Here is a 21,553-nt window from a genome sequence, read left to right on the forward strand (position 1 = left end):
TTTGATGTTCAACTTTAAGACAGCGGTCACTAATTGAGAGATCAGTGATTCAAAAAAAAATAGTCAAAAAGCCAATATCAAATCATCGCCACTGCTAAAAAATGAGTCGCAACATGAGGGAATGAATATGAACTTAGCACATACTATCGATGGTCCAATGACCAGTACACAAACAACATTAGCCACTCAACACCAATTCAATGCCGAGCTAGTTCAATTCGTCAATCAACAAGTGTTGCCATTAACGGGTCTCGATCAGCAGCAATTTTGGGCTAATTTCAGCCAACTGTTGAATGATCTTGCGCCGAAGAATCAAGAGTTGCTAGAAACTCGTACTCGTCTACAAACTCAAATTGATGACTGGCACAAAAGCCACCCTCAATTTAATCAAGGCGAATATCAGGCATTTTTACAACAAATTGGCTACCTAGTTGAACAAGGCGACGACTTCCAAATCAGCACTCAAAATGTTGATCAAGAAATTGCCACACTAGCGGGGCCACAACTTGTCGTACCGATTAAAAATGCTCGCTTTGCACTGAATGCTGCCAATGCTCGCTGGGGTAGTCTTTACGATGCAGCGTACGGCAGCGACATCATTACTCAATCGGAAGGCTTAAAAGCGGGTAAGAAATACAACCCAGCTCGTGGCAAACATGTGATTGATTTCGCTAAAACCTTTTTAGATGACAACTTCCCACTAAAACAAGGCTCACATCACGATGTTCAAAGCTATTCAGTGTATTTCCATCACTTATTGGCGACGTTCCCTGATGGTAGTCAATCAGGTTTAGCGCAACCTTGTCAGTTTGTTGCTTCTAGTAACCCAGATGTAGAACCAACTTCTATCGTGTTGAAAAACCACGGTTTGCACATTGAGTTAATCATTAACCGTAAAGGTGCAATTGGTAAACATGACATTGCAGGTTTGGATGATATTCAAGTTGAATCGGCACTTTCGACCATTATGGATTTTGAAGACTCCGTTGCGGCCGTTGATAGCCAAGACAAACTTGAGGCCTATCAAAATTGGTTTGGCTTAATCACTGGCAACCTAACCGCCACGATCAGCAAAAGCAATCAAACTCAAATTCGCCGCCTGAACTGCGACCGTAACTACACCCATAAAAATGGTGATGACTACAACTTACATGGCCGTTCATTGCTACTGGTTCGTAACGTTGGTCACTTGATGACAAGTGATTTAGTACAAACCGCACAAGGTAAAAATATGCCAGAAGGCTTAATTGATGCTGTGATCACAGCACTTATTGCCGCGATTGAAATTAAGAATCCACAAGCATGTCGCGTGACCAATAGCCGTACTGGCAGTATTTATATCGTTAAACCGAAAATGCATGGCCCACAAGAAGTGGCATTCAGCAATGAACTATTCGAACGTGTAGAGAACATGCTCGATCTTGAGCCGAATACCATCAAAATGGGGATTATGGATGAAGAACGTCGCACAACCGTTAATTTAAAAGAATGTATCCGCGCCGCACAATCACGCGTGGTATTCATCAACACCGGATTTTTAGACCGCACTGGCGATGAAATTCACACCAGCATGCAAGCCGGTGCGTTTAAACCGAAAGCGGATATTAAGCAGCAAACCTGGATTGAAGCTTATGAAAACAACAATGTCGAAGTGGGTCTAGCATGTGGTTTTACTGGTAAAGCGCAGATTGGCAAAGGCATGTGGGCAATGCCAGAGGAAATGAAAGCCATGATGGCGGCTAAAGTCACTCATCCAAAATCGGGCGCTAATACCGCTTGGGTGCCCTCGCCGACCGCGGCCACATTACACGCTTTGCATTATCACCAAGTAGACGTATTTGCCGAGCAACAAATGATCGCTGAGCGCACACCGACTAATCAAGCGGATTTATTAACCCTTGAATTACTAGAAGAAACGCTTTCTCAACAACAAATTGAAGCGGAACTCGATAACAACATTCAAGGCATCTTAGGTTACGTAGTGCGCTGGGTTGAAATGGGAATTGGCTGCTCCAAAGTGCCTGATATTAATAACATCGAACTAATGGAAGACCGCGCCACCTTGCGTATCTCCAGCCAACACATTGCCAACTGGTTGTTGCACAAAGTTTGCCGCCCAGAGCAAGTGATGGACAGCATGAACAAAATGGCACAGGTAGTTGATGCACAAAACGAAGGCTCAGAAGGTTATCAACCTATGCTGCCAAATGTTGAGCAAAGCCTGGCATTTCAAGCCGCAAGAGAGTTGATTTTCCAAGGCCGTAATCAACCGAGTGGGTATACGGAACCGTTACTGCATCAGTACCGAGCTTGGGCAAAAGGTTAAAACGAATCTCGAATCTAGGGCGCTACGCTGCTCGTTTCTCGAAGAACAGCACAGTGCATTAGAAAACGATAAAAACATACCAAATCCAATAACGAAAAACGCAGAGCGTCCGAGCGACGAAACACGAGAAGCGAAGCGCTCTAGCAACGAAAATATAGAAGGGAATCATTATGCCAAATACAACAACCCAACATAGCTACAAGCACCAACTTACTGAAGCGCAAAAAACCATTGAAAGCCAAAGTACTTGGAATGCTATCACGCCGGAGTATGTCGCTCGTATGCGCTTACAAAATCGCTTCCGCACTGGGCTTGATATTGCACGCTTTACAGCAAAAATCATGCGTGAAGATATGGAGGCTTACGATCAAAACTCTGCCAACTACACGCAATCTCTAGGTTGCTGGCATGGATTTATCGGCCAACAAAAAATGATTTCAATTAAAAAGCATTTTGAAACGACTCGTGGTCGTTACTTGTACCTTTCTGGTTGGATGGTCGCGGCAATGCGTTCTGAATTTGGCCCATTGCCTGACCAATCCATGCACGAGAAAACCTCAGTGCCAATGCTGATTGAAGAGTTGTACACTTTCTTGAAACAAGCCGATGCGCGTGAACTCAATCATCTATTTAAAGATCTTGATGCGGCGCAAGCGTCAGGCGATCAAATTAAAGTACAAGCGGTACAAAAGCAGATCGATAATTTTGAAACTCATGTAGTACCTATCATTGCCGATATCGATGCAGGTTTTGGTAATGAAGAAGCGACCTACCTACTGGCGAAGAAGATGATTGAAGCCGGTGCATGCTGTATTCAAATCGAAAACCAGGTGTCAGATGCCAAACAATGTGGTCACCAAGACGGTAAAGTCACTGTGCCACATGAGGATTTTTTAGCGAAAATTAACGCAGTTCGCTACGCATTCTTAGAGCTTGGTGTGGAAGATGGCGTAATTGTCGCGCGTACAGATTCACTGGGTGCGGGGCTTACCCAAAAAATCCCAGTATCACAAAGCGAAGGTGATTTAGCCGACCAATACAATGCCTACATTGATGGGGTTGAGATTCAATCTCTAACAGAGTTGAACTCTGGTGATATGGTAATAAAACAAGGTGATGCGGTAATTAAGCCAACTCGACTACCAAATGGCTTGGTTCGCTTTAAACCAAATACAGGTGAAGATCGCGTAGTACTAGATTGCATTACTTCGCTACAAAACGGCGCCGATTTACTATGGATTGAGACCGAAAAACCACATATTGGTCAAATCGCCGGAATGGTAAATCGTATCCGTGAAGTGATTCCAAATGCGAAATTGGTGTACAACAACAGCCCATCGTTCAACTGGACGCTCAACTTCCGTCAGCAAGTATTCGATATGTGGGCAGAGGCAGGCCAAGATGTATCCGCTTACGACCGTGACCAATTAATGAGCCAAGTGTATGACGGTTCAGAACTAGCACTAGAAGCGGATGCAAAAATCCAAAGCTTCCAACGTGATGCGGCAGCGCAAGCGGGGATTTTCCACCACTTGATTACGCTACCGACTTACCACACCGCCGCACTTTCAACCGATAACCTGGCGAAAGACTACTTCGGTGAGCAAGGTATGTTGGCTTATGTAGCTGGTGTTCAGCGTAAAGAACTGCGTCAAGGCTTAGCTTCAGTGAAACACCAAGATATGTCTGGCTCGAACATCGGCGATGATCACAAAGAGTACTTCTCAGGTGACCAAGCGCTGAAAGCATCGGGAGAGAATAATACGATGAATCAGTTCTCGTAACGTCTCTCGAGTCTCGAGTGCTTCGCTGCTCGTAACTTGAAAAAGATTAACTCGTTCCCTTAACCAAAAGGCTTCCTACTTCTCAATTGGCGAGAGTATGGAAGCCTTTTTTTATCGTTATTCGAAGTTCGGAATCTCGGCCGCATTATTGCTCTTGGTTCGAAAAGCTAAAATCCAAAGCAACCTGAGTTGCTTCATTTTCTCGTCATTCCCGCCGAGCCATAGCGAGAACAGGAATCTAATCACAACGCGCTGAATATAGATCCCTGATAACTCCTTCGTCGTTTCAGGGATGACAATTTTTATTACTATCTTCCACCGCCGTTCGAGCTACGATCAACGCAGTGCCCGAGCACCGAGTCACGCACCAAGAAACTAGAAACTAGAAACTAGAAACTAGAAACTAGAAACTAGAAACTAGAAACTAAACTCTTCACCAACCCCACCGCAATCGAAAACATAATCACCGATATCACTGTATCTAAAATCTGCCAGGTTTTCGGGTTAGCAAAAAATGGGATCAGCTTTTTGGCAATATAGGCTACGCCATAAAACCAAATCGCAGAAGCAGTTAACGCACCAACCAAGAACCAACGTTTTTCTTCAAAGTTTAATGATGAAGTAATGCCACCTAACACCAAAATTGTGTCGATATAAACATGAGGATTCAAAAACGTCATTGCCAAGGTCATTAACGCCACCTTGATCCAATTACGACTGACTTCCGAGTTATCAATATCTAAATGACTTTGACCACGCCACGCTGATTTTGCCGATAAAAATCCATACCAACATAAAAAGGCGACACCACATAAGGTTAAGATTTCTGTCATCACAGGGGCTTGATGTAATAATGCGCCAACCCCAAGGACGCCAGTACTGATCAACAATACATCCCCTAAGAAACATAAGGTCGCCACCAGCATTACATAATTATTTTTCAAACCGGATTTAAGCAAAAAGGCATTCTGACTACCAATCGCCACAATAAGACTACCTGATACAAACGCGCCCTTTAATGCCACACTCAACATGCTTTTTATCCTTGATTATTCTTGCTTACTCACACTTGATAGAGGCTAATATTGCACGACCAAACACATAAGTTAAAATTAAAATAATTAAAGCTTCATAAGAATTACTTAAGAAAGGTGTGGGCATGTTTGACTACAAATTATTAGAATCACTGGAAAGAATTGCAGCGTTGAAAAGTTTTGAAGCTGCGGCACAAGAACTCAATATTAGTCAATCGGCTATTTCACAACGAATTACTAACCTAGAGCAACGGGTCGGTGCCATTTTAGTGCAACGAGGTAAGAACTTAACCCTCACACCTACTGGGCAAAATTTGGTTAATCACGCCATGAAGGTTAAACAACTCGAATTCGAATTACACTACCTACTCGGTGAAGACGGCGTATCTCACCCACTCAAAATTGTCATCAATGCCGATAGCCTTGCCACTTGGTGGTTCAAAGCGACCCAAAATTTCCATCAACAACATAATGTAATGTTTGAACTCTTAATTGAAGATCAAAGCGAAGGATTAAAGCACCTCGAAGAAGGGTTAGCGATGGGCTGTTTATGCAGTTCGAATAAAACCTTATCTGGCATCCGTTGTGAGTACTTAGGCACGATGGAATATCGTTTCTATTGTTCTCCAGATTTTAATAAAAGATACTTCCAGACTTCGCAATCGGCACAAGATCTTGCGGACATATTACAGGTGGCTCCCGCGGTAATTTTCGGCGCAGACGATAAGCTGCAAAAACAGCAATTTCAAAAATGGAACTTACCTACCCAATTCCCCTACCATATTTGCCCATCAAGCGAAGGTCTAGCCGACATGCTCTTACATGGTCAAGGTTATGGTTTGTTACCCGTGATTCAAGCCCAACCTTTTGCTGAACAATTGGTTGATATATTCCCCGATCGTGAAGGGATTGAAGTCCCTCTATATTGGCATTATTGGCATCAAACAGGGTCAGTATTGAATAAGTTGTCGGATGTATTGGTGGGAGAAAAAACCAAGGAGATGATTAGGTAGGTGTCTCGTGTCTCGTGTCTCGTGTCTCGTGTCTCGTGTCTCGTGTCTCGTGTCTCGTGTCTCGTGTCTCGTGTCTCGAATAAGCATGTCAGTTTCACACTAGAATAAAACAATAGAAGCGACTCCATTTAATGAAATCGCTTCTATCTTTTTCAAGTCACGAGCAGCGAAGCGCTCGATATTCGAGAACCGAAGTTAGCCTTCAATCCCCGCATGACGCAATAACGCATCAATTTTCGGCTCACGACCACGGAAGCGTTTGAATAGCTCCATCGGCTCTTCACTGCCACCCATTTCTAGGATGTTATTCAAGAAGCTTTGTCCGGTGTCTTTGTTAAAGATACCTTCTTCTTCAAAACGTGAATAAGCGTCACTTGAAAGCAGTTCGGCCCATAAGTAGCTGTAGTAACCTGCGCTATAACCACCAGCAAAAATATGGCTGAAGGCATGTGAGAAACGGTTCCATTCTAGACTTGGTAATACCGCCACTTTGGATTTCACATCCGCCAGCGTTTCCAGCACTTTCGCGCCAATTTCTGGGTCGTATTGTGAATGGAGCGTGAAGTCGAATAGACCGAACTCTAACTGGCGTAGGATAAACATTGCCGATTGGAAGTTCTTCGCCGCAAGCATCTTATCCAGCATTTCTTTTGGTAGCGCTTCACCGGTTTGGTAATGACCAGAAATGAACGATAGCGCCTCTTCTTCCCAACACCAGTTTTCTAAGAACTGACTTGGTAACTCAACCGCATCCCAAGGAACGCCATTAATGCCCGATACCGCTGCCACTTCAACTTGAGTCAGCATGTGGTGAATACCGTGACCAAATTCATGGAACAAGGTTACGACTTCATCATGCGTAAACAAGGCAGGTTTATCACCCACTGGCTTGTTGAAGTTACAGGTTAAATAGGCCACTGGTGATTGAGTTGAGCCATCAGCCAGCGTGCGACGTACCCGACACTCATCCATCCAAGCGCCACCACGTTTGTGCTCGCGAGCGTATAAATCTAAGTAGAAGCTACCGCGCAATTGACCTTGGCTATCGGTGATTTCAAAGAAACGTACTGACTCATGCCACACATCAACGCCAGTTTTTTCAGTCACTGTCATGCCAAAGACTCGATTTAATACTTCAAATAAACCAGATACTACTTTTGATTCTGGGAAGTATGGGCGTAACTCTTCATCGGAAATTTGGAACAATTTTTGTTTTTGCTTTTCGCTGTAGTATGCAATGTCCCACAGGTTTAATTCGGTCACACCACATTCTTGCTCAGCAAATTGGCGTAGTGCTTCAACTTCACGTTCACCTTGTGGTTTGGCTTTAGTCGCCAAGTTATTAAGAAACTCTAAGACTTGCGCTGGCGTTTCTGCCATTTTGGTGGCGAGCGATTTTTCAGCATAAGAGCTAAAACCAAGCAAGCGTGCGATTTCATGACGAAGTTTTAATTCTTCAGCCATCACTTCGGTATTGTCCCACTTACCCGCATTTGGACCACGATCAGAAGCGCGAGTCACAAAGGCTTCGTACATTTCTTGGCGCAATACTTGGTTATCACAATACGTCATCACGGGAATGTAAGATGGCATTTCTAACGTTAATAACCAACCATCCAACTCTTTCGCTTCTGCATTCGCTTTTGCTGCCGCCATGGCAGATTCTGGCATACCGGCTAATTCTGCTTCATCGGTAATATGTTTAGTCCACCCCATAGTGGCATCAAGCACATTATTTGAGAACTTAGAACCAAGCTCAGATAAACGTTTGCTGATTTCACCATAACGCTTTTGTTGATCGGCAGGTAGACCAATCCCCGATAGTTCAAAATCTTTTAATGCATCGGTGATCGATTTTTGCTGAGCGGTAGTGAGACTAGTAAATTCATCGCTGGCTTTAAGCGCTTTATACGCTTCATAAAGCCCTTTATGTTGACCAACCCAAGTACCGTACTCAGACAATAGTGGCAAACAGGCTTCATAAGCTTCACGTAACTCTTCGCTATTTTGAACTGAGTTTAAGTGACTGACCGGTGACCAAAGACGACTTAAACGATCATCCGTTTCCGTTAGTGGTTCACAAAGGTTATCCCACGTTGGCTTTTCACCACCAGCAAGCACCTTTTCAACTTGGGCGCGGCAATCGGCAATCGCTTGTTCTACAGCAGGCTGGACATGCTCTGGTTTAATTTGAGAAAACGGTGGTAAACCATCTTTAGATTCAACGAACGAGAGTAACGGATTAGACATGAATGCTTTCCTTAATTCGTGTATCCCCTTTGTACTTGAAGCTGCAGCTTTGTTGACGGCGTTCATTCGCCCCCCTATCTCTTTATTAAAGAAAGTCATAGACAAGCTATGCTCATGGGGCCTCATTCTCTTGTCGCCTCACTGCAACTCCAATTACTTTGGGGATAGTGATTCTTCTATATTTAGAAACTTTTCTTTAGGTATAAATGTAGGCTAACTCACTAGATTTCAATGGCGCTGAAAGTAAAAACTACTTTGGGCTTTCTTTTATCAGGCAAGGCTCAATAATATTCGGTATCATAGACGGTAATATTGACCCAATTTCAAGAGATAAACCATGCTGAGTTATCGCCATAGTTTTCACGCTGGCAACCATGCCGATGTGGTAAAACACATAGTACAAAGCTTAATTTTGAATGCCTTAAAGCAAAAAGATAAGCCGTTCGTTTACCATGATACGCATGCTGGTGTAGGCCGCTACGACTTAACTCACGAATGGTCAGAAAAAACCGGTGAATACAAACAAGGCATCGCACGCATTTGGGGACAAAACCTTCCTGAAGAAGTGACGAGCTACTTAGAGTCAATCAAAGTACTCAATGATAGTGACGAACTACGTTACTATCCGGGCTCTCCACGCGTAGCACGTGCTCACTTACGCAATCAAGACCGCATGGTGTTAACAGAACTTCACCCCAGTGATCATCCGCTTTTAGAGCAAGAATTTCATCGTGATCGCCAGGTTAAAATCCATCAAAAAGACGGTTTCGAACATTTAAAAGCCAGCTTGCCACCGAAAGAGCGTCGTGGTTTAGTGCTCATCGATCCGCCTTATGAATTGGCTCACGAATACCAAGATGTGGTGAGAGCCATTGCACAAAGCCATAAGCGCTGGGCGACCGGTATTTATGCCATTTGGTATCCTGTGGTTTATCGTCATACGATTGATGACATGATTGCCAATCTTAAAAAACTCGATATTCGTAACATTTTGCAAATTGAATTAGGCGTCTCTGCCGATAGTCTTGAGCGCGGTATGACGGCATCGGGCATGATAGTGATTAATCCACCGTGGAAATTAGAAAGCCAAATGACCGAAATTTTGCCTATGCTACAACAAGCAATCGCGCCAAGCACAGGCCATCATAAAGTTGAGTGGATTGTTCCAGAATAATCAGCAATAAATTGAACTAGGGTTGCATAATTCATCTGCTACCCTCATTACATAAAGACAGACATAACAGGTTACGGAGAACAGAATGACAACGCATTTTGATTACATTTGTATTGGTGGCGGTAGTGGCGGTATTGCATCAGCTAACCGTGCAGCCATGTACGGCGCAAAAGTGGCACTGATTGAAGCACAAGATCTGGGTGGCACTTGTGTCAACGTAGGCTGTGTACCTAAAAAAGTAATGTGGCACGGCGCGCAAGTAGCGGAAGCGATTAACCTGTATTCAAAAGATTACGGCTTTGATGTTGAGCTAAAAAGCTTTAACTGGGCCAAAATGGTAGAAAACCGTCAAGCCTATATTGGCCGTATTCACCAATCTTACGACCGCGTATTAGGTAATAACAAAATCAATGTTATCCGAGGCTTTGCTAAGTTTGTGGATGAGAAAACCGTTGAAGTTAACGGCGAGCAATACACGGCGGATCATATCCTGATCGCTGTCGGTGGTCGTCCAACCATTCCAAACATTCCTGGTGCTGAGTACGGTATTGATTCAAATGGCTTTTTCGAGCTAAACGAACAGCCCAAACGCGTTGCTGTGGTTGGTGCCGGTTACATCGCGGTAGAGATTGCTGGCGTACTGAGCGCTCTTGGCACGGAAACTCATTTATTTGTTCGTAAAGAATCACCGCTACGTAGCTTCGATCCTATGATTGTCGAGACTTTAGTTGAAGTAATGAACACCGAAGGCCCAACGCTACACACTAACTCTGTACCAAAAGAGGTAGTAAAAGAAGCTGACGGTAGCATTACTCTTCACCTAGAAAACGGTGAAAGCCAAAATGTTGATACTCTAATTTGGGCAATTGGTCGTCATCCAGCAACCGATGCCATTAACTTAGATGTGACTGGCGTAGCAACCAACGATCGCGGTTACATCAAAGTGGATGAATACCAAGAAACCAATGTTAAAGGCATCTACTGTGTTGGCGACATCATGGAAGGCGGTATTGAACTCACCCCTGTTGCAGTCAAAGCCGGTCGTCAATTATCTGAGCGTTTATTTAACGGTAAAACCGACGCTAAGATGGATTACAACCTAGTGCCAACCGTGGTATTTAGCCACCCGCCAATTGGTACTATTGGTTTAACTGAGCAAGACGCTAAAGCGCAATACGGTGAAGACAATGTCAAAGTCTATACCTCAGGCTTTACCGCTATGTACACCGCCGTCACTTCACACCGTCAACCATGTAAAATGAAGCTGGTGTGTGCTGGTGATGATGAAAAAGTGGTTGGTCTGCACGGTATTGGTTTTACCGTTGACGAAATGATCCAAGGCTTTGCGGTTGCCATGAAGATGGGTGCTACCAAAGCAGACTTTGATGCTGTTGTCGCCATTCACCCAACGGGTAGTGAAGAATTCGTTACCATGAGGGGTTAGTGTAGAAAAAGCATCTTACACGCGTAAATAATTCTGGAAAATAATCAACTACTGACTATGGTGTATGGTCAGTGGTTTATGCTTCAGCGGTGATAATCAAAAGGTGAACCATTAGATTCACCTTTTCACGTTTAGCTATATCGCCGCTAACTTATGATCTTAAGGATCGAGCTCGACATGCAAATGATTAGCATGAAACAAAATGTCGTAGTTGGCATCCATGGTGTTTCTCGCCAAGTTAGTTAGTGCCTGCTGAGCTTGTTGATAGGTGAAAGCATCTTGCGGCCAGTGGGCGGAGTTCCAAGATGGATTGAGATCCACCGCGTCCCCGGTTTGGTGGAAACTATTAATACTTGATGGACCTAATGAATCATTCCTTCTTGGATTACGCCAACCTGACGTGACACGCAGTGGATAACCCCAAGCTTGGCGAATTGTTTGAGCGATGTGTACAGACTCACCGATCACAGCATAAGTGGGGCCGTAATCAGAATAGGTAGAAAACTCATCAAATGTGAAGTTTGTAATGCCTGCTGGGAAATTCGCCGCTGTAATAATGCTGTCACGAGTGGGGGTATTACGTGCAAAGTCTGGACGAAAATCGAGTTTATCTACGTACTCTTGCCGAATTTGAGATTTCACTTCTTGTTCTATTTCGACAGAATCTGTCTCTTCACCACCTGATAGCGCTTTGATTTGGTATTTCAGCTTATGCGAAGCTGGGATCAATATGTTCTGGCACATTTAGGGTAACGATAAGCTGATTCTCACCACTCTGAGTAGTGAAGACACCATCATTTGGCAATACTTCAATAATAGAAAAATCGTCAATATCGAACGTATGCGCATTCCACCATCCTTGATTTGATAGCGTACGGCTACCATTAAAAATCAGACGAGAACCGACTTGGATAGATAGGTTCGCGGTCGTGGAGCCGTTACCATGATCGGAGTAGTAGTGAACATCCGCTTTGTAAGTACCGAAAATTGGGTCAAGAAATGTAAATGTCTCAGGCCCATAGCCATCGGTATCATCGATATCTAGCCTTGCGCCTGGGATACCGCTTAAATTGCCGTACCACGCTTTATTGCCATTGGGATCGGTAATGTGCATATCCACATCAGTATCGTTCGATGACCATGTTAATATGATGGTGATTGAGCGATTCTGCGTTGTACTTTGTGCGGCCGCGCGCGCAGTGGAGTCGATAGAGAACAATTGGACTTGCTGCCCTTCACGATTGATGATCTCAAGTGTGGGTATTGTGCCAGTATTGCCGAGTGCATCGGTCGCTCTCAGCTCAATACTGTTTGATCCAGGCAACAATGAGATAGTGTGATCGAACTCACCATTTGCCGTTACGGAGATAAAAGAATCAAGACCATTCAAGTTGAGCACTAACCGACCATTTTCAAATGTCCCATTGGTATCGGCTACTGTGCCGACGAGCTTAAACACATTATCGGAGACGACAAGTCCATCGGTGATCTCAGGTACCAACTCAATCAAAGGTGAAACCGATGAGTCACCCCTCACGAGTTGCTCTGAAAGTTCTACGCTGGCTGTCGCCATATCAAAACTGACGAATTTTTCATTGTAGCCCGGAATATAGAGTTTTACCTCGTTTTGACCGTTAGGGATATTTTGAATCACAAACGGTGAGAGTTGAGATTGTAGCGCCCCATTTAGATAAACCGATGCTCCTGAAGGTGTCGTATTCAACACTAGAGTGTGATCATCTTGCGGCTTTTTTACCGCCGCAATGAACCCACCATAAAACAGTTGGCTGATAGAAATTTTAAGCTGACTGCCTGTTAGCGAAGTGTGAGGGTAAACTTCCCAACCGTTATCCCCGAGCGCAAGTACCAGAGGTTCTACACCCAGATCGGTTACCTCTTCGCTGTTGTAAGGTATTGCCACGAGAGCTGCAGGTGAAAAAGATTGCCCTATTGGCTGCAAGGTGATCGGTGCGCCTACGGCTTGATAGCCTTGTGGAAGAATAGGCATATGCTCTTTATCTGAGATGATACCAACCTCTAGCTTAACATCGTCAGGAATCTGCACACTGCCTGCTTCAATCAGGAGGTTTGCTCCATATGCTAGGTCTTGTGGGTCATCGACAGAAAGGTTGACTGGCGTGCTATTGTCTGCGGAGTAGATAGCTGAGACTCCTGAATCAGGCTCATAAGTGATGTTAAAACTGGTTTCACCATTAATAGTTCCGTTGAGAAGTGACTGCACGGTTAAGGTTGTTTCTCCGAGTGGTAACAGTAACCCAGCTAACGTAAAGGTGCCGTCTGTGGCAACCGGGGCTGTGATGCTAGGAAATTGCTTGTATTGAACTGAAGTGCCTTCTTCTACGATCGAGACGGATCCTGTAATGTTGAACATTCGCTCCTTCACAACAGAACCATCTTCAATATCCAGCGTGATGGTGTTGTTGTTGTGAAGACAACCACTTACCATCAGAGAAATAAAAATGGCCATAAATAGCCTGACATTCAGCCCCTTAAAAGTAGGTCGTTTTTTTCTCATCGTTGTTACTCCATTAACCTATATGAACCTTGTATTAATGCACAAAGAAAATGTCAAATAAACGCGCTGAGAGTAAATAACTTAAATTCAAATAGTTATCTTTATTTTTGTCTAATTTTTAATTCTTTTGCAGTTAAGTTTGCAAGAAGTAGAGTGAACAGTAGAGTTCCTTCCCTCAAACTACTCTTCAACTGGTTGTAGTGTTCGACCAAAGCTTTATTGTCATTGAGGGGGAGAGAATCACTAGTGTGTAGAAGGCACTCTAACTCAGAGTCCTTCGCGATTAATTGCACCGCTACACCATCATTTATCACTTCTAACAAGCATAGCTTTAAAGCTCGTAAGGTGCCTAATTTTTATATAAACCCGAGTTCAAGTAATTCTTTGATAGCTTGTCCATTTCATCAAGCGTTACTTCGACATAAATATCGAGATCTATTTTTGAACTGGATCCAACTATCGAAGGCACACCCATACGCTCAATCAGAGCGGGAGGTAAAGACTTTATAAGAAGTGATTGATGCAGATGAAACAGAGCTTCACAAATTCTCTGGAATTAATTCAGAGAAAAGAACTTCATGCCCACTTTAAGGTCTCTAGATAATAGTTATAAAGCAATAGTCGCGTTATTTATCAGCCGGAAAGCTAACACCCACTTGCTTTCTCACTTCTGTCGTCACCCTCGATACCCCTAATACCCTAGCCTTAGCATTATCACACAACTTACCTTGCTTAATTTGCTCGGCAAAAAACTGAGCCTCATAAGTCATGGTATTTTCGACTTGAGGTACACTCAAAATTTTTGCCTCTTCACCACGTAACTTCAAGATAATATGGTCGCACTCAGAAATGTGCTCAATAATCATTGAACCAGCTTCGCCTTGGATCTCACTTGGGATATTCGAATCTGAAACTTTAGAGTGGGAAATCACCACATCATGTTCTTTGTAACTCAAAATCACTGTACCGTGAGCATCAACGCCAGAATCAAGTAAGTGAGCACTCGCTTTAATCGTTTCAGGTTCCCCAAATAGCGCTACAGCACTAGAGACACAGTAGAAACCGATATCCATAATTGAGCCGTTTGAGAAGGCGGGATTGAAAGTATTCGGGTTTTCACCATCTAAATAACGCTGATAACGAGATGAATACTGGCAGTAGTTGATAAACACTTTATGCACTTTACCGAGCTTCTCAAGATTCTGGGTAATGAGCTGGAAATTAGGTAGGTACTCCGTTTTAAATGCTTCAAACAGCACCACACCATTTTGTTCAGCTACTTGGTACATATGCTCAGCTTGAGTGATATTCGAGGCAATAGGCTTTTCACAAATCACATGTTTACCATTTTCTAACATCAACACGCTTTGTTCATAGTGTAGAGAGTTCGGGCTAGCAATGTAGACCGCATCAAACGCATCACTTTGCGCCATAGTCTGTAAATCGGTAAAACACTGTGCTTGAGCGTTAAACGGCGCAGCAAACTCTGCCGCTCGCGCTTCGCTGCGTGAATATACGGCGGTTAATTCAAATTCATTCACTTCTAATGCGGCTTGCACAAAGCGTTCAGTGATCCAGTTTGTCCCGATAATGGCTAGACGTAGCATAGTGTTCCTTTACTCCCAATCAACAAAAAACCGTAGAAGTTACTCCTCTACGGTTTTCATCATACGTAAATTTATCTCGCTGAGTAACTAAATTTCACAATACCCAAAGCGACAACGTCAGGTACGAGGGATATTTAACCTTTATATAACTTTGGATTAAACACGTCTCGCAACCAGTCACCAAGCAAGTTAATCACTAGCACTATGGTTACCAATACAATTCCAGGGAACGCCGTGATCCACCAAGAGCCTGAGAAAATGTAATTAAAACCAATACTAATCAATGAGCCCAATGATGGTTGGTCAACCGGCAAGCCTAAACCAAGGAAAGACAGTGCTGCTTCTGACATAATCGCATTGGCAATTTGCACCGTTGAGATAACCAAAATTGGTGATAAACAGTTCGGTAAAATATGACGGAACATGATGCGAGGTGAACGGAAACCCATTACACGTGCCGCTTCCACATACTCTTTCTTCTTCTCAGCCAATACGGATGCACGAACGGTACGCGCGTATTGTGGCCATTCCGCGACACCGATAATCACGATCAGCATTAACACGGCATACTGACCATAAAATTCCCCACCGAAGCTGGCTTTGAAAATCGCCGAAACAATAATCGCGACCATCATAGTCGAGAAAGATAATTGGATATCAGCAAAACGCATTAGGAAGCTATCCATTCGACCACCGAAGTAACCGGCAGATAAACCAATAATGATGCCCAAAAACAGTTGCACCGCTACCGCGCAGAAGCCAATCATTAATGACAAGCGCGAGCCATATAAAATGGTTGAGAAAATATCACGCCCTTGGTCATCAGTACCCAACCAAAATGCAGGATCCCCTTCTGCCATCCAAGACGGCGGCAGTTCTGAGTTCATAATATCAATCGAGGTTAAATCATACGGGTCGGTTGGCGCGATCCATGGCGATAAAATAGCAGCCACAAAAAATGCCATAAATACCGCAAAGCTGACCATCGCCACTTTGTCACGCAGGAAGTAATACAAGATGTCTGATTGTTTGAAGCGTTCCCAACGAGTAGGAACAACAGATGAAGTTTGCTGATTCATAATTATGCTCCTTTTCCTGTGATATTGACGGTTGGGTTAACCAAACCATAAAGTAAATCGACGATGGTATTGGTAACCACAAAGATCAAACCAACGAAGATAACGTAAGCGGTAATTAACGGTGTATCGACACGGTTAATCGCTTCAAGGAAAAGAAAGCCTGTACCCGGCCATTGGAATACGGTTTCAGTCAAAATGGTGTATGCCACCATTGTACCAATCTGCACACCACCAACCGTTAATACTGGTAGCATGGTATTTTTCAATGCATGTTGGTAATAAATTTTGTTCATCGCCAAGCCTTTCGCTCGACAAAATTTAATGTATTCAGAGCCTAGCACTTCCAACATTTCAGAACGGACTAAGCGAATAAATAACGGCAACATGATTGAAGCTAAAGAAATACAAGGCAAGACTAAATGCGCTAAACCATCAAGTGTAAACAGACCAGAATCCCAACCTAGAATATCGCTGGTATCTCCACGTCCATAAGATGGCAGCCAACCTAGCTCTATCGAGAACACATACATCAACATAATCGCGGTTAAGAAAACCGGAATTGAAATACCAACACTACTAAAGCCCATAATGATTTTGGTTAAAATACTTTTGGGATTGATAGCTGAATAAACGCCGAGTGGAATCGATAAAAAGATAATGATTAATGTCGCACCAAAAACCAGTTCTAATGTGGCAGGAAGTTTATCCAAAATCACTTCTGCCGCAGGTTTTTTAAAAAAATAAGATGTACCTAAATCGCCATGCAGTACATCCACCACAAAACGAGAATACTTTACTGTGAATGGGTCATTGAGTCCCAATTCATCACGCAATGCTTGTCGCTCAGCTTCTGAAACTGATTGCCCGACTAACTCACGTAACGGGTCGCCTAGGTTATCCTGTATGGAAAACGCTACTAGACTGATCACAAACATCACTATCAGTGCCTGAAATAGGCGCTTGACCAGAAACGTTAACATTCCTTGCCCCTTAAATAATCCATTAAGCGCTGGTTAGCTCCATATTTCTTAGAAGTAACCAGCTTATTTTTATAGGGCCGTATAACTCGATTCGAGAATATACGGCCTATTGTTCATTAATAAAAACGAATTAATCTCGTTAAATTAGCTTATTTTTCATCAACGACTAAATCACCAAAGTATGGGAAGTTCATCGCATTCACAATTGGTGTAATGTGAACATTAGACTTCGCACCCCACGCTAGGTTTTGCCAATGTAGTGGTACAAAAGCGGCGTCATCATAAAGAATACGTTCAACTTTTTGCAGTTCAGCACTACGCTTCGCTGGGTCAGTTTCAGTATTGGCTTCATTAATCAGCTTATCAACTTCTGGGTTTGAGTAGTGACCACAGTTATATTGACCTTTACCTGTTTTCTCATCACGAGTCATGGTTAAGAACTCGGTTAGGTTAGCAGAATCTTCTGTATCCGCATGCCAACCAATCATCAACATATCCGCTGCACACTTATCAAACTCAGGCCAGTATTGCGCTTTAGGCATGGTTTTCAAATCAACCTTGATACCAATTTTCGACAACATGGCTGCCGCTGCTTGAGCTATTTTTGCATCATTGACATATCGGTTATTTGGCGCAATCATGGTTAAGCTAAAGCCATCTTCATAGCCCGCTTCTTTCATTAGCTCTTTCGCTTTTTTCAAATCATAACGAGGCTTTAGGTCCGCGTCATAACCAGCATAACCTTCTGGACTCTGCTGACCAGCAGCCGTTGCGAAACCTTTCATGATTCGCTTAGCAATCCCTTCATTATTAATGGCATAAACGATCGCCTGACGGACACGCTTATCTTTTAACGCTGGGTTGCTTTCTTGGTTCATTTGGAAAGAAATAATACGTGTACCAGGAAGCGTCACCAAATCAATACCATCGGCACCTTTCACTCGGTCATGATCATTTGGCGCAACCGGAGCAATCATATCTACACCACCAGAAAGCAAAGCGGCAACACGTGTTGCATTTTCTTTGATTGGTTTAAGTGTCAGGTGATCAACATTACCTTTTGAGTCTTTATCCCAGTAATCAGCAAAACGTTCAAAATCGACTTTTACGCCTTGTTCACGATCAGTCACAATGAAAGGACCGGTACCAGAAATATGAGTTGATGCATAAGAGTTGCCATGCTTCACAATTGCAGATTTATCGTTGCCATTTTCATCTTTACCAGTATAAAACTTGCTATCCATAGGGAAGATGTAAGTAGCAGATTGAAGCACTAGAGGGAAAGCATCTTTAGTCACAAGATCGACGGTGTAATCATCAACTTTTACTGCTTTTTCAAACGGTTCAAAAATAGCTTTAAAATCTTGTGAGTGTTGTAAACGGTTAAAAGTCCACACTACATCATCGGCCGTCATTGTATTGCCTGAATGGAATTTCACACCTTTACGCAAATGAAAACGCATGGTTTTATCATCAATTCGCTCCCACTTTTCAGCCAAACGAGCTTCAAATTCAAACTTTTGGTTATAGCGAACGAGCGGGTCAAACACCATATGAGACAGCTGTAAAGTACCACCTGATAATTGCTCATGCGGATCCATTGATACTGGGTCAGCATCATAAGCCACGGTAATATCAGCAGCCATTGTATTAAAGCTCAAACCCGCAGCCATTAATGCTACGGCTAATTTGCTCTTCATCATTTTCATTTGCATAACTCCTTCATGCGGGAGGACATCCCTTGTTTTTATTTAGAGTGTGTTGTGTTTATACATCTGTGGTCGCATAGGCAACGAACTCTCGCGGCCCATACGATACGCCGTTAAGCGATTTGCATATCTTCTCTAAGGCCAGTAAATTCCGGCATTAAAGAAATCAATTGTTTACTGTATTCGTGTTGCGGATCAGTAAACAGTTGCTCTGTTGGAGACACTTCCAATAATTGCCCCATTTTCATCACACCAATGCGATCGCACATTTGACGAATAACTGGCAAATCATGACTGATAAATAACATGGTTAAGTTCAGCTCATCTTGTAAGTCTTTTAATAGATTCAAGATCTGTGCCTGAACCGACACATCTAGTGCAGAGGTTGGTTCATCACAAATCAATAAACGTGGACGGGTTGCTAAAGCACGAGCAATCGAAATACGTTGACGCTGACCACCAGAGAATTCATGTGGGTATTTCACACCCGCCATACGCCCCAAGCCAACGTGATCCAACAGATCATGCACGATCTTGCGCGTTTCGTTTTCATCACGGGTTAATTTGTGGAAACGAATCGGCTCAGCAATGATGTCGAAGATTTTCATACGAGGGTTCATTGATGTATAAGGATTTTGGAACACCATCTGCATCTGACGACGGAATGGTCGACGTTCACGCTCTGATTTAATGGCTGTTAAATCAATCCCTTCAAAGGTCACTTTGCCTTCATTTGGTGCGTATAGCCCGGCAATGACACGAGCAATCGTTGATTTACCCGAACCAGACTCCCCAACCAAACCAAAGGTTTCCCCTTCATGAACATCAAAACTGACATTATTAGAGGCTTGCACATATTCTCTACGTGATTCGAACAACGAGTCTTTGGTGGTAAAACGTAAACTAACATTTTCAACACTCAACAATGGCCCTCTGTAATCACGCTGATCTTGGCTTTGCCCTAACCAGTGACTTTTAATATCGAGTGGTTCAAGTTCATGTGCCTCTTCGATATAGCTCACTAATGGAAAACGATCGAATTTTTTATCCGAACGAGGAACGGCTGAAATTAAGCTGCGAGTGTAGGTGTGCTCAGGAGTGCCAAGTACCTTGGCAGTCGGACCAAACTCAACAAGGTCACCACGATACATTACGGCGACTTTATCGGTAACGTTAGAAACTACACCCATATCATGGGTCACCAACATACAACCGACATTATTCTTGATACACAAATCACGAATAAGGCTAAGAATTTGATCTTGAATCGATACATCAAGTGCGGTGGTTGGCTCATCAGCAATAATTAATTCAGGCTCACCAGCTAATGCGATGGCAATCACCACACGTTGACGCATGCCACCAGAAAATTGGTGAGGGTATTGTTTTAGACGATTTTCAGGTTGAGGAATGCCTACTTGGTTCATTAAGTTTAATGCACGTTCGTAAGCTTCTTTTTCCGATACCTTCATATTGGCATGAATGGTTTCAGTAAGTTGATGTTCAACCGTAAATAATGGGTTCAATGATGTCATTGGATCTTGGAAAATAAACCCAATTTTGGAGCCACGTACTGAACGCATTTGTTCAGGCGTTAAACCTGAAATTTTCTCGCCATCCAAGAAAACATCGCCACCAGCGATACGGCCAGGAGGGCTTAACAGATCAATCACCGCATTACCAACGGTCGATTTGCCTGCACCAGACTCACCAACGACACCGACGATCTCACCGCGCTCAATGCTGAAAGAAAGGGATTTTACTGCGGCGTGAACACCGTGACGCGACGGATACTCGATCCGCAAATCTTTAACTTCTAAAAGTGGCATTACCAGACCTCTACTGCTTTGACAGCTTTCTGCCTTGTCTGTAAAAAAACGAATCCATTCGTTGTAATCCTCATCCCCAAAAGGAGGGAAGACAAATTGTGTTTTCCAATTTGGCAAACAATTAATGAAAATGCAATAAAACAGCATATTAAACGCTAAAAAAAGCCGTATAAAGCACATTTATTAACAAAATTTCAACAAAGGATAGATAATATTGCTGACAAAATAAACAACACAACAGATTTAGCTTAAAAAGCATGCAGTAGATCACAGCAGATTGTCATGCAACCAATGCATAAATAAGCAAATAATATTAAGAGAAGCTATAATTAAAACAAAAGAAATACATAAATATAAAGTTAAAGCTAATAATCAGTCAGCTTTAGAGGCTGCAATATTTTAATACCCAGAAGCCCTTTTTTAGATATGACTTCTTAAAAATAGTCACTGAAGAGCCAAGAGCCTAATATCAAAATCACCTTTCGATCTGGCACGATTGAAACACAAAAAAACCGCATCATTTCTGATTCAGTTTTTTAATGTAGTCGGTGAAGAGCCAGATTCTAATATCAGACGAACCCCGCCCCGTCGGGCCTAGATACAAAAAACCTCACATTTCTGATACGGTTTTTTAATGTGGTCGGTGAAGAGCCAGGTTCTAATATCAGACGAACCCCGACTCGTCGGGCTTGAATACAAAAAAAACCGCATCATTTCTGATACGGTTTTTTAATGTGGTCGGTGAAGAGCCAGGTTCTAATATCAGACGAACCCCGACTCGTCGGGCT

Annotated in this window: 14 protein-coding genes; 5 read left to right on the top strand and 9 right to left on the bottom strand. The window is 43.1% G+C overall.

Going from position 1 to position 21,553, the window contains the following annotated elements; translation table 11 throughout:
* Window positions 1–157 precede the first annotated feature (157 nt).
* Window positions 158–2,326 (top strand): malate synthase G, encoded by a 2,169-nt coding sequence (locus ACN0T8_RS09755; protein WP_417880448.1) that lies wholly within the window; start codon window positions 158–160, stop codon window positions 2,324–2,326.
* Between the two features lie 170 nt (window positions 2,327–2,496).
* Window positions 2,497–4,110 carry an isocitrate lyase gene (locus ACN0T8_RS09760; RefSeq protein ID WP_417880425.1) on the top strand — a complete coding sequence of 538 codons (1,614 nt, stop codon included), beginning with the start codon at window positions 2,497–2,499 and terminating at the stop codon, window positions 4,108–4,110.
* Window positions 4,111–4,520: 410 nt separating this feature from the next.
* Here the strand turns inward: ACN0T8_RS09760 and ACN0T8_RS09765 are convergent, their stop codons facing one another.
* Window positions 4,521–5,144: a LysE/ArgO family amino acid transporter gene (locus ACN0T8_RS09765; RefSeq protein ID WP_417880426.1), complete on the bottom strand. Its 624-nt coding sequence runs from the start codon at window positions 5,142–5,144 to the stop codon at window positions 4,521–4,523.
* A 125-nt stretch (window positions 5,145–5,269) separates the two neighbouring features.
* Between ACN0T8_RS09765 and ACN0T8_RS09770 the strand changes: the two genes are divergently transcribed.
* Window positions 5,270–6,157: an ArgP/LysG family DNA-binding transcriptional regulator gene (locus ACN0T8_RS09770; RefSeq protein WP_417880427.1), complete on the top strand. Its 888-nt coding sequence runs from the start codon at window positions 5,270–5,272 to the stop codon at window positions 6,155–6,157.
* Window positions 6,158–6,352: 195 nt separating this feature from the next.
* Here ACN0T8_RS09770 and prlC read toward each other — a convergent pair whose 3' ends face one another.
* Complete coding sequence (gene prlC, locus ACN0T8_RS09775; protein ID WP_417880428.1) at window positions 6,353–8,407, bottom strand: oligopeptidase A; 2,055 nt, start codon at window positions 8,405–8,407, stop codon at window positions 6,353–6,355.
* 337 nt (window positions 8,408–8,744) lie between these two features.
* On the opposite strand from prlC, the gene ACN0T8_RS09780 reads away from it, so the two are divergent.
* Together ACN0T8_RS09780 and gorA are read left to right on the top strand one after the other, a co-directional pair.
* A complete protein-coding gene (locus tag ACN0T8_RS09780; protein WP_417880429.1) occupies window positions 8,745–9,581 on the top strand; it encodes a 23S rRNA (adenine(2030)-N(6))-methyltransferase RlmJ in 837 nt (278 codons plus the stop codon).
* 85 nt (window positions 9,582–9,666) lie between these two features.
* Window positions 9,667–11,025, top strand: coding sequence for a glutathione-disulfide reductase (gene gorA, locus ACN0T8_RS09785; RefSeq protein WP_417880430.1), 1,359 nt, complete (start codon window positions 9,667–9,669; stop codon window positions 11,023–11,025).
* 159 nt (window positions 11,026–11,184) lie between these two features.
* On the opposite strand, the gene ACN0T8_RS09790 is transcribed toward gorA, so the two are convergent.
* The 7 genes from ACN0T8_RS09790 to ACN0T8_RS09820 form a co-directional block, all read right to left on the bottom strand.
* Window positions 11,185–11,769 (bottom strand): D-Ala-D-Ala carboxypeptidase family metallohydrolase, encoded by a 585-nt coding sequence (locus ACN0T8_RS09790; protein WP_417880431.1) that lies wholly within the window; start codon window positions 11,767–11,769, stop codon window positions 11,185–11,187.
* Window positions 11,735–13,513 carry a PEGA domain-containing protein gene (locus ACN0T8_RS09795; RefSeq protein WP_417880433.1) on the bottom strand — a complete coding sequence of 593 codons (1,779 nt, stop codon included), beginning with the start codon at window positions 13,511–13,513 and terminating at the stop codon, window positions 11,735–11,737. The genes ACN0T8_RS09790 and ACN0T8_RS09795 overlap by 35 nt, the downstream gene beginning before the upstream one ends.
* A gap of 674 nt (window positions 13,514–14,187) precedes the next feature.
* Window positions 14,188–15,168, bottom strand: a complete 981-nt coding sequence (locus ACN0T8_RS09800; protein ID WP_417880434.1) for a Gfo/Idh/MocA family protein — start codon at window positions 15,166–15,168, stop codon at window positions 14,188–14,190.
* Window positions 15,169–15,302: 134 nt separating this feature from the next.
* Window positions 15,303–16,247 carry an ABC transporter permease gene (locus tag ACN0T8_RS09805; RefSeq protein ID WP_417880435.1) on the bottom strand — a complete coding sequence of 315 codons (945 nt, stop codon included), beginning with the start codon at window positions 16,245–16,247 and terminating at the stop codon, window positions 15,303–15,305.
* Window positions 16,248–16,249: 2 nt separating this feature from the next.
* Entirely contained in the window at window positions 16,250–17,227 is a 978-nt protein-coding gene (locus tag ACN0T8_RS09810; protein WP_417880436.1) for an ABC transporter permease, read from the bottom strand.
* A 149-nt stretch (window positions 17,228–17,376) separates the two neighbouring features.
* Window positions 17,377–18,936 carry an ABC transporter substrate-binding protein gene (locus tag ACN0T8_RS09815; protein WP_417880437.1) on the bottom strand — a complete coding sequence of 520 codons (1,560 nt, stop codon included), beginning with the start codon at window positions 18,934–18,936 and terminating at the stop codon, window positions 17,377–17,379.
* A gap of 113 nt (window positions 18,937–19,049) precedes the next feature.
* Window positions 19,050–20,765 (bottom strand): dipeptide ABC transporter ATP-binding protein, encoded by a 1,716-nt coding sequence (locus ACN0T8_RS09820; RefSeq protein ID WP_417880438.1) that lies wholly within the window; start codon window positions 20,763–20,765, stop codon window positions 19,050–19,052.
* Window positions 20,766–21,553: the final 788 nt, after the last annotated feature.

This window comes from Vibrio sp., from assembly GCF_048266485.1.
Classification (GTDB): Bacteria; Pseudomonadota; Gammaproteobacteria; order Enterobacterales; family Vibrionaceae; genus Vibrio.

Coding starts and splice junctions, on each gene's coding strand:
- ACN0T8_RS09755 (WP_417880448.1), top strand. CDS start 158: ATGACCAGTACACAAACAACATTAGCCACTCAACACCAATTCAATGCC.
- ACN0T8_RS09760 (WP_417880425.1), top strand. CDS start 2,497: ATGCCAAATACAACAACCCAACATAGCTACAAGCACCAACTTACTGAA.
- ACN0T8_RS09765 (WP_417880426.1), bottom strand. CDS start 5,144: ATGTTGAGTGTGGCATTAAAGGGCGCGTTTGTATCAGGTAGTCTTATT.
- ACN0T8_RS09770 (WP_417880427.1), top strand. CDS start 5,270: ATGTTTGACTACAAATTATTAGAATCACTGGAAAGAATTGCAGCGTTG.
- prlC (WP_417880428.1), bottom strand. CDS start 8,407: ATGTCTAATCCGTTACTCTCGTTCGTTGAATCTAAAGATGGTTTACCA.
- ACN0T8_RS09780 (WP_417880429.1), top strand. CDS start 8,745: ATGCTGAGTTATCGCCATAGTTTTCACGCTGGCAACCATGCCGATGTG.
- gorA (WP_417880430.1), top strand. CDS start 9,667: ATGACAACGCATTTTGATTACATTTGTATTGGTGGCGGTAGTGGCGGT.
- ACN0T8_RS09790 (WP_417880431.1), bottom strand. CDS start 11,769: ATGTGCCAGAACATATTGATCCCAGCTTCGCATAAGCTGAAATACCAA.
- ACN0T8_RS09795 (WP_417880433.1), bottom strand. CDS start 13,513: ATGGCCATTTTTATTTCTCTGATGGTAAGTGGTTGTCTTCACAACAAC.
- ACN0T8_RS09800 (WP_417880434.1), bottom strand. CDS start 15,168: ATGCTACGTCTAGCCATTATCGGGACAAACTGGATCACTGAACGCTTT.
- ACN0T8_RS09805 (WP_417880435.1), bottom strand. CDS start 16,247: ATGAATCAGCAAACTTCATCTGTTGTTCCTACTCGTTGGGAACGCTTC.
- ACN0T8_RS09810 (WP_417880436.1), bottom strand. CDS start 17,227: ATGTTAACGTTTCTGGTCAAGCGCCTATTTCAGGCACTGATAGTGATG.
- ACN0T8_RS09815 (WP_417880437.1), bottom strand. CDS start 18,936: ATGAAAATGATGAAGAGCAAATTAGCCGTAGCATTAATGGCTGCGGGT.
- ACN0T8_RS09820 (WP_417880438.1), bottom strand. CDS start 20,765: ATGCCACTTTTAGAAGTTAAAGATTTGCGGATCGAGTATCCGTCGCGT.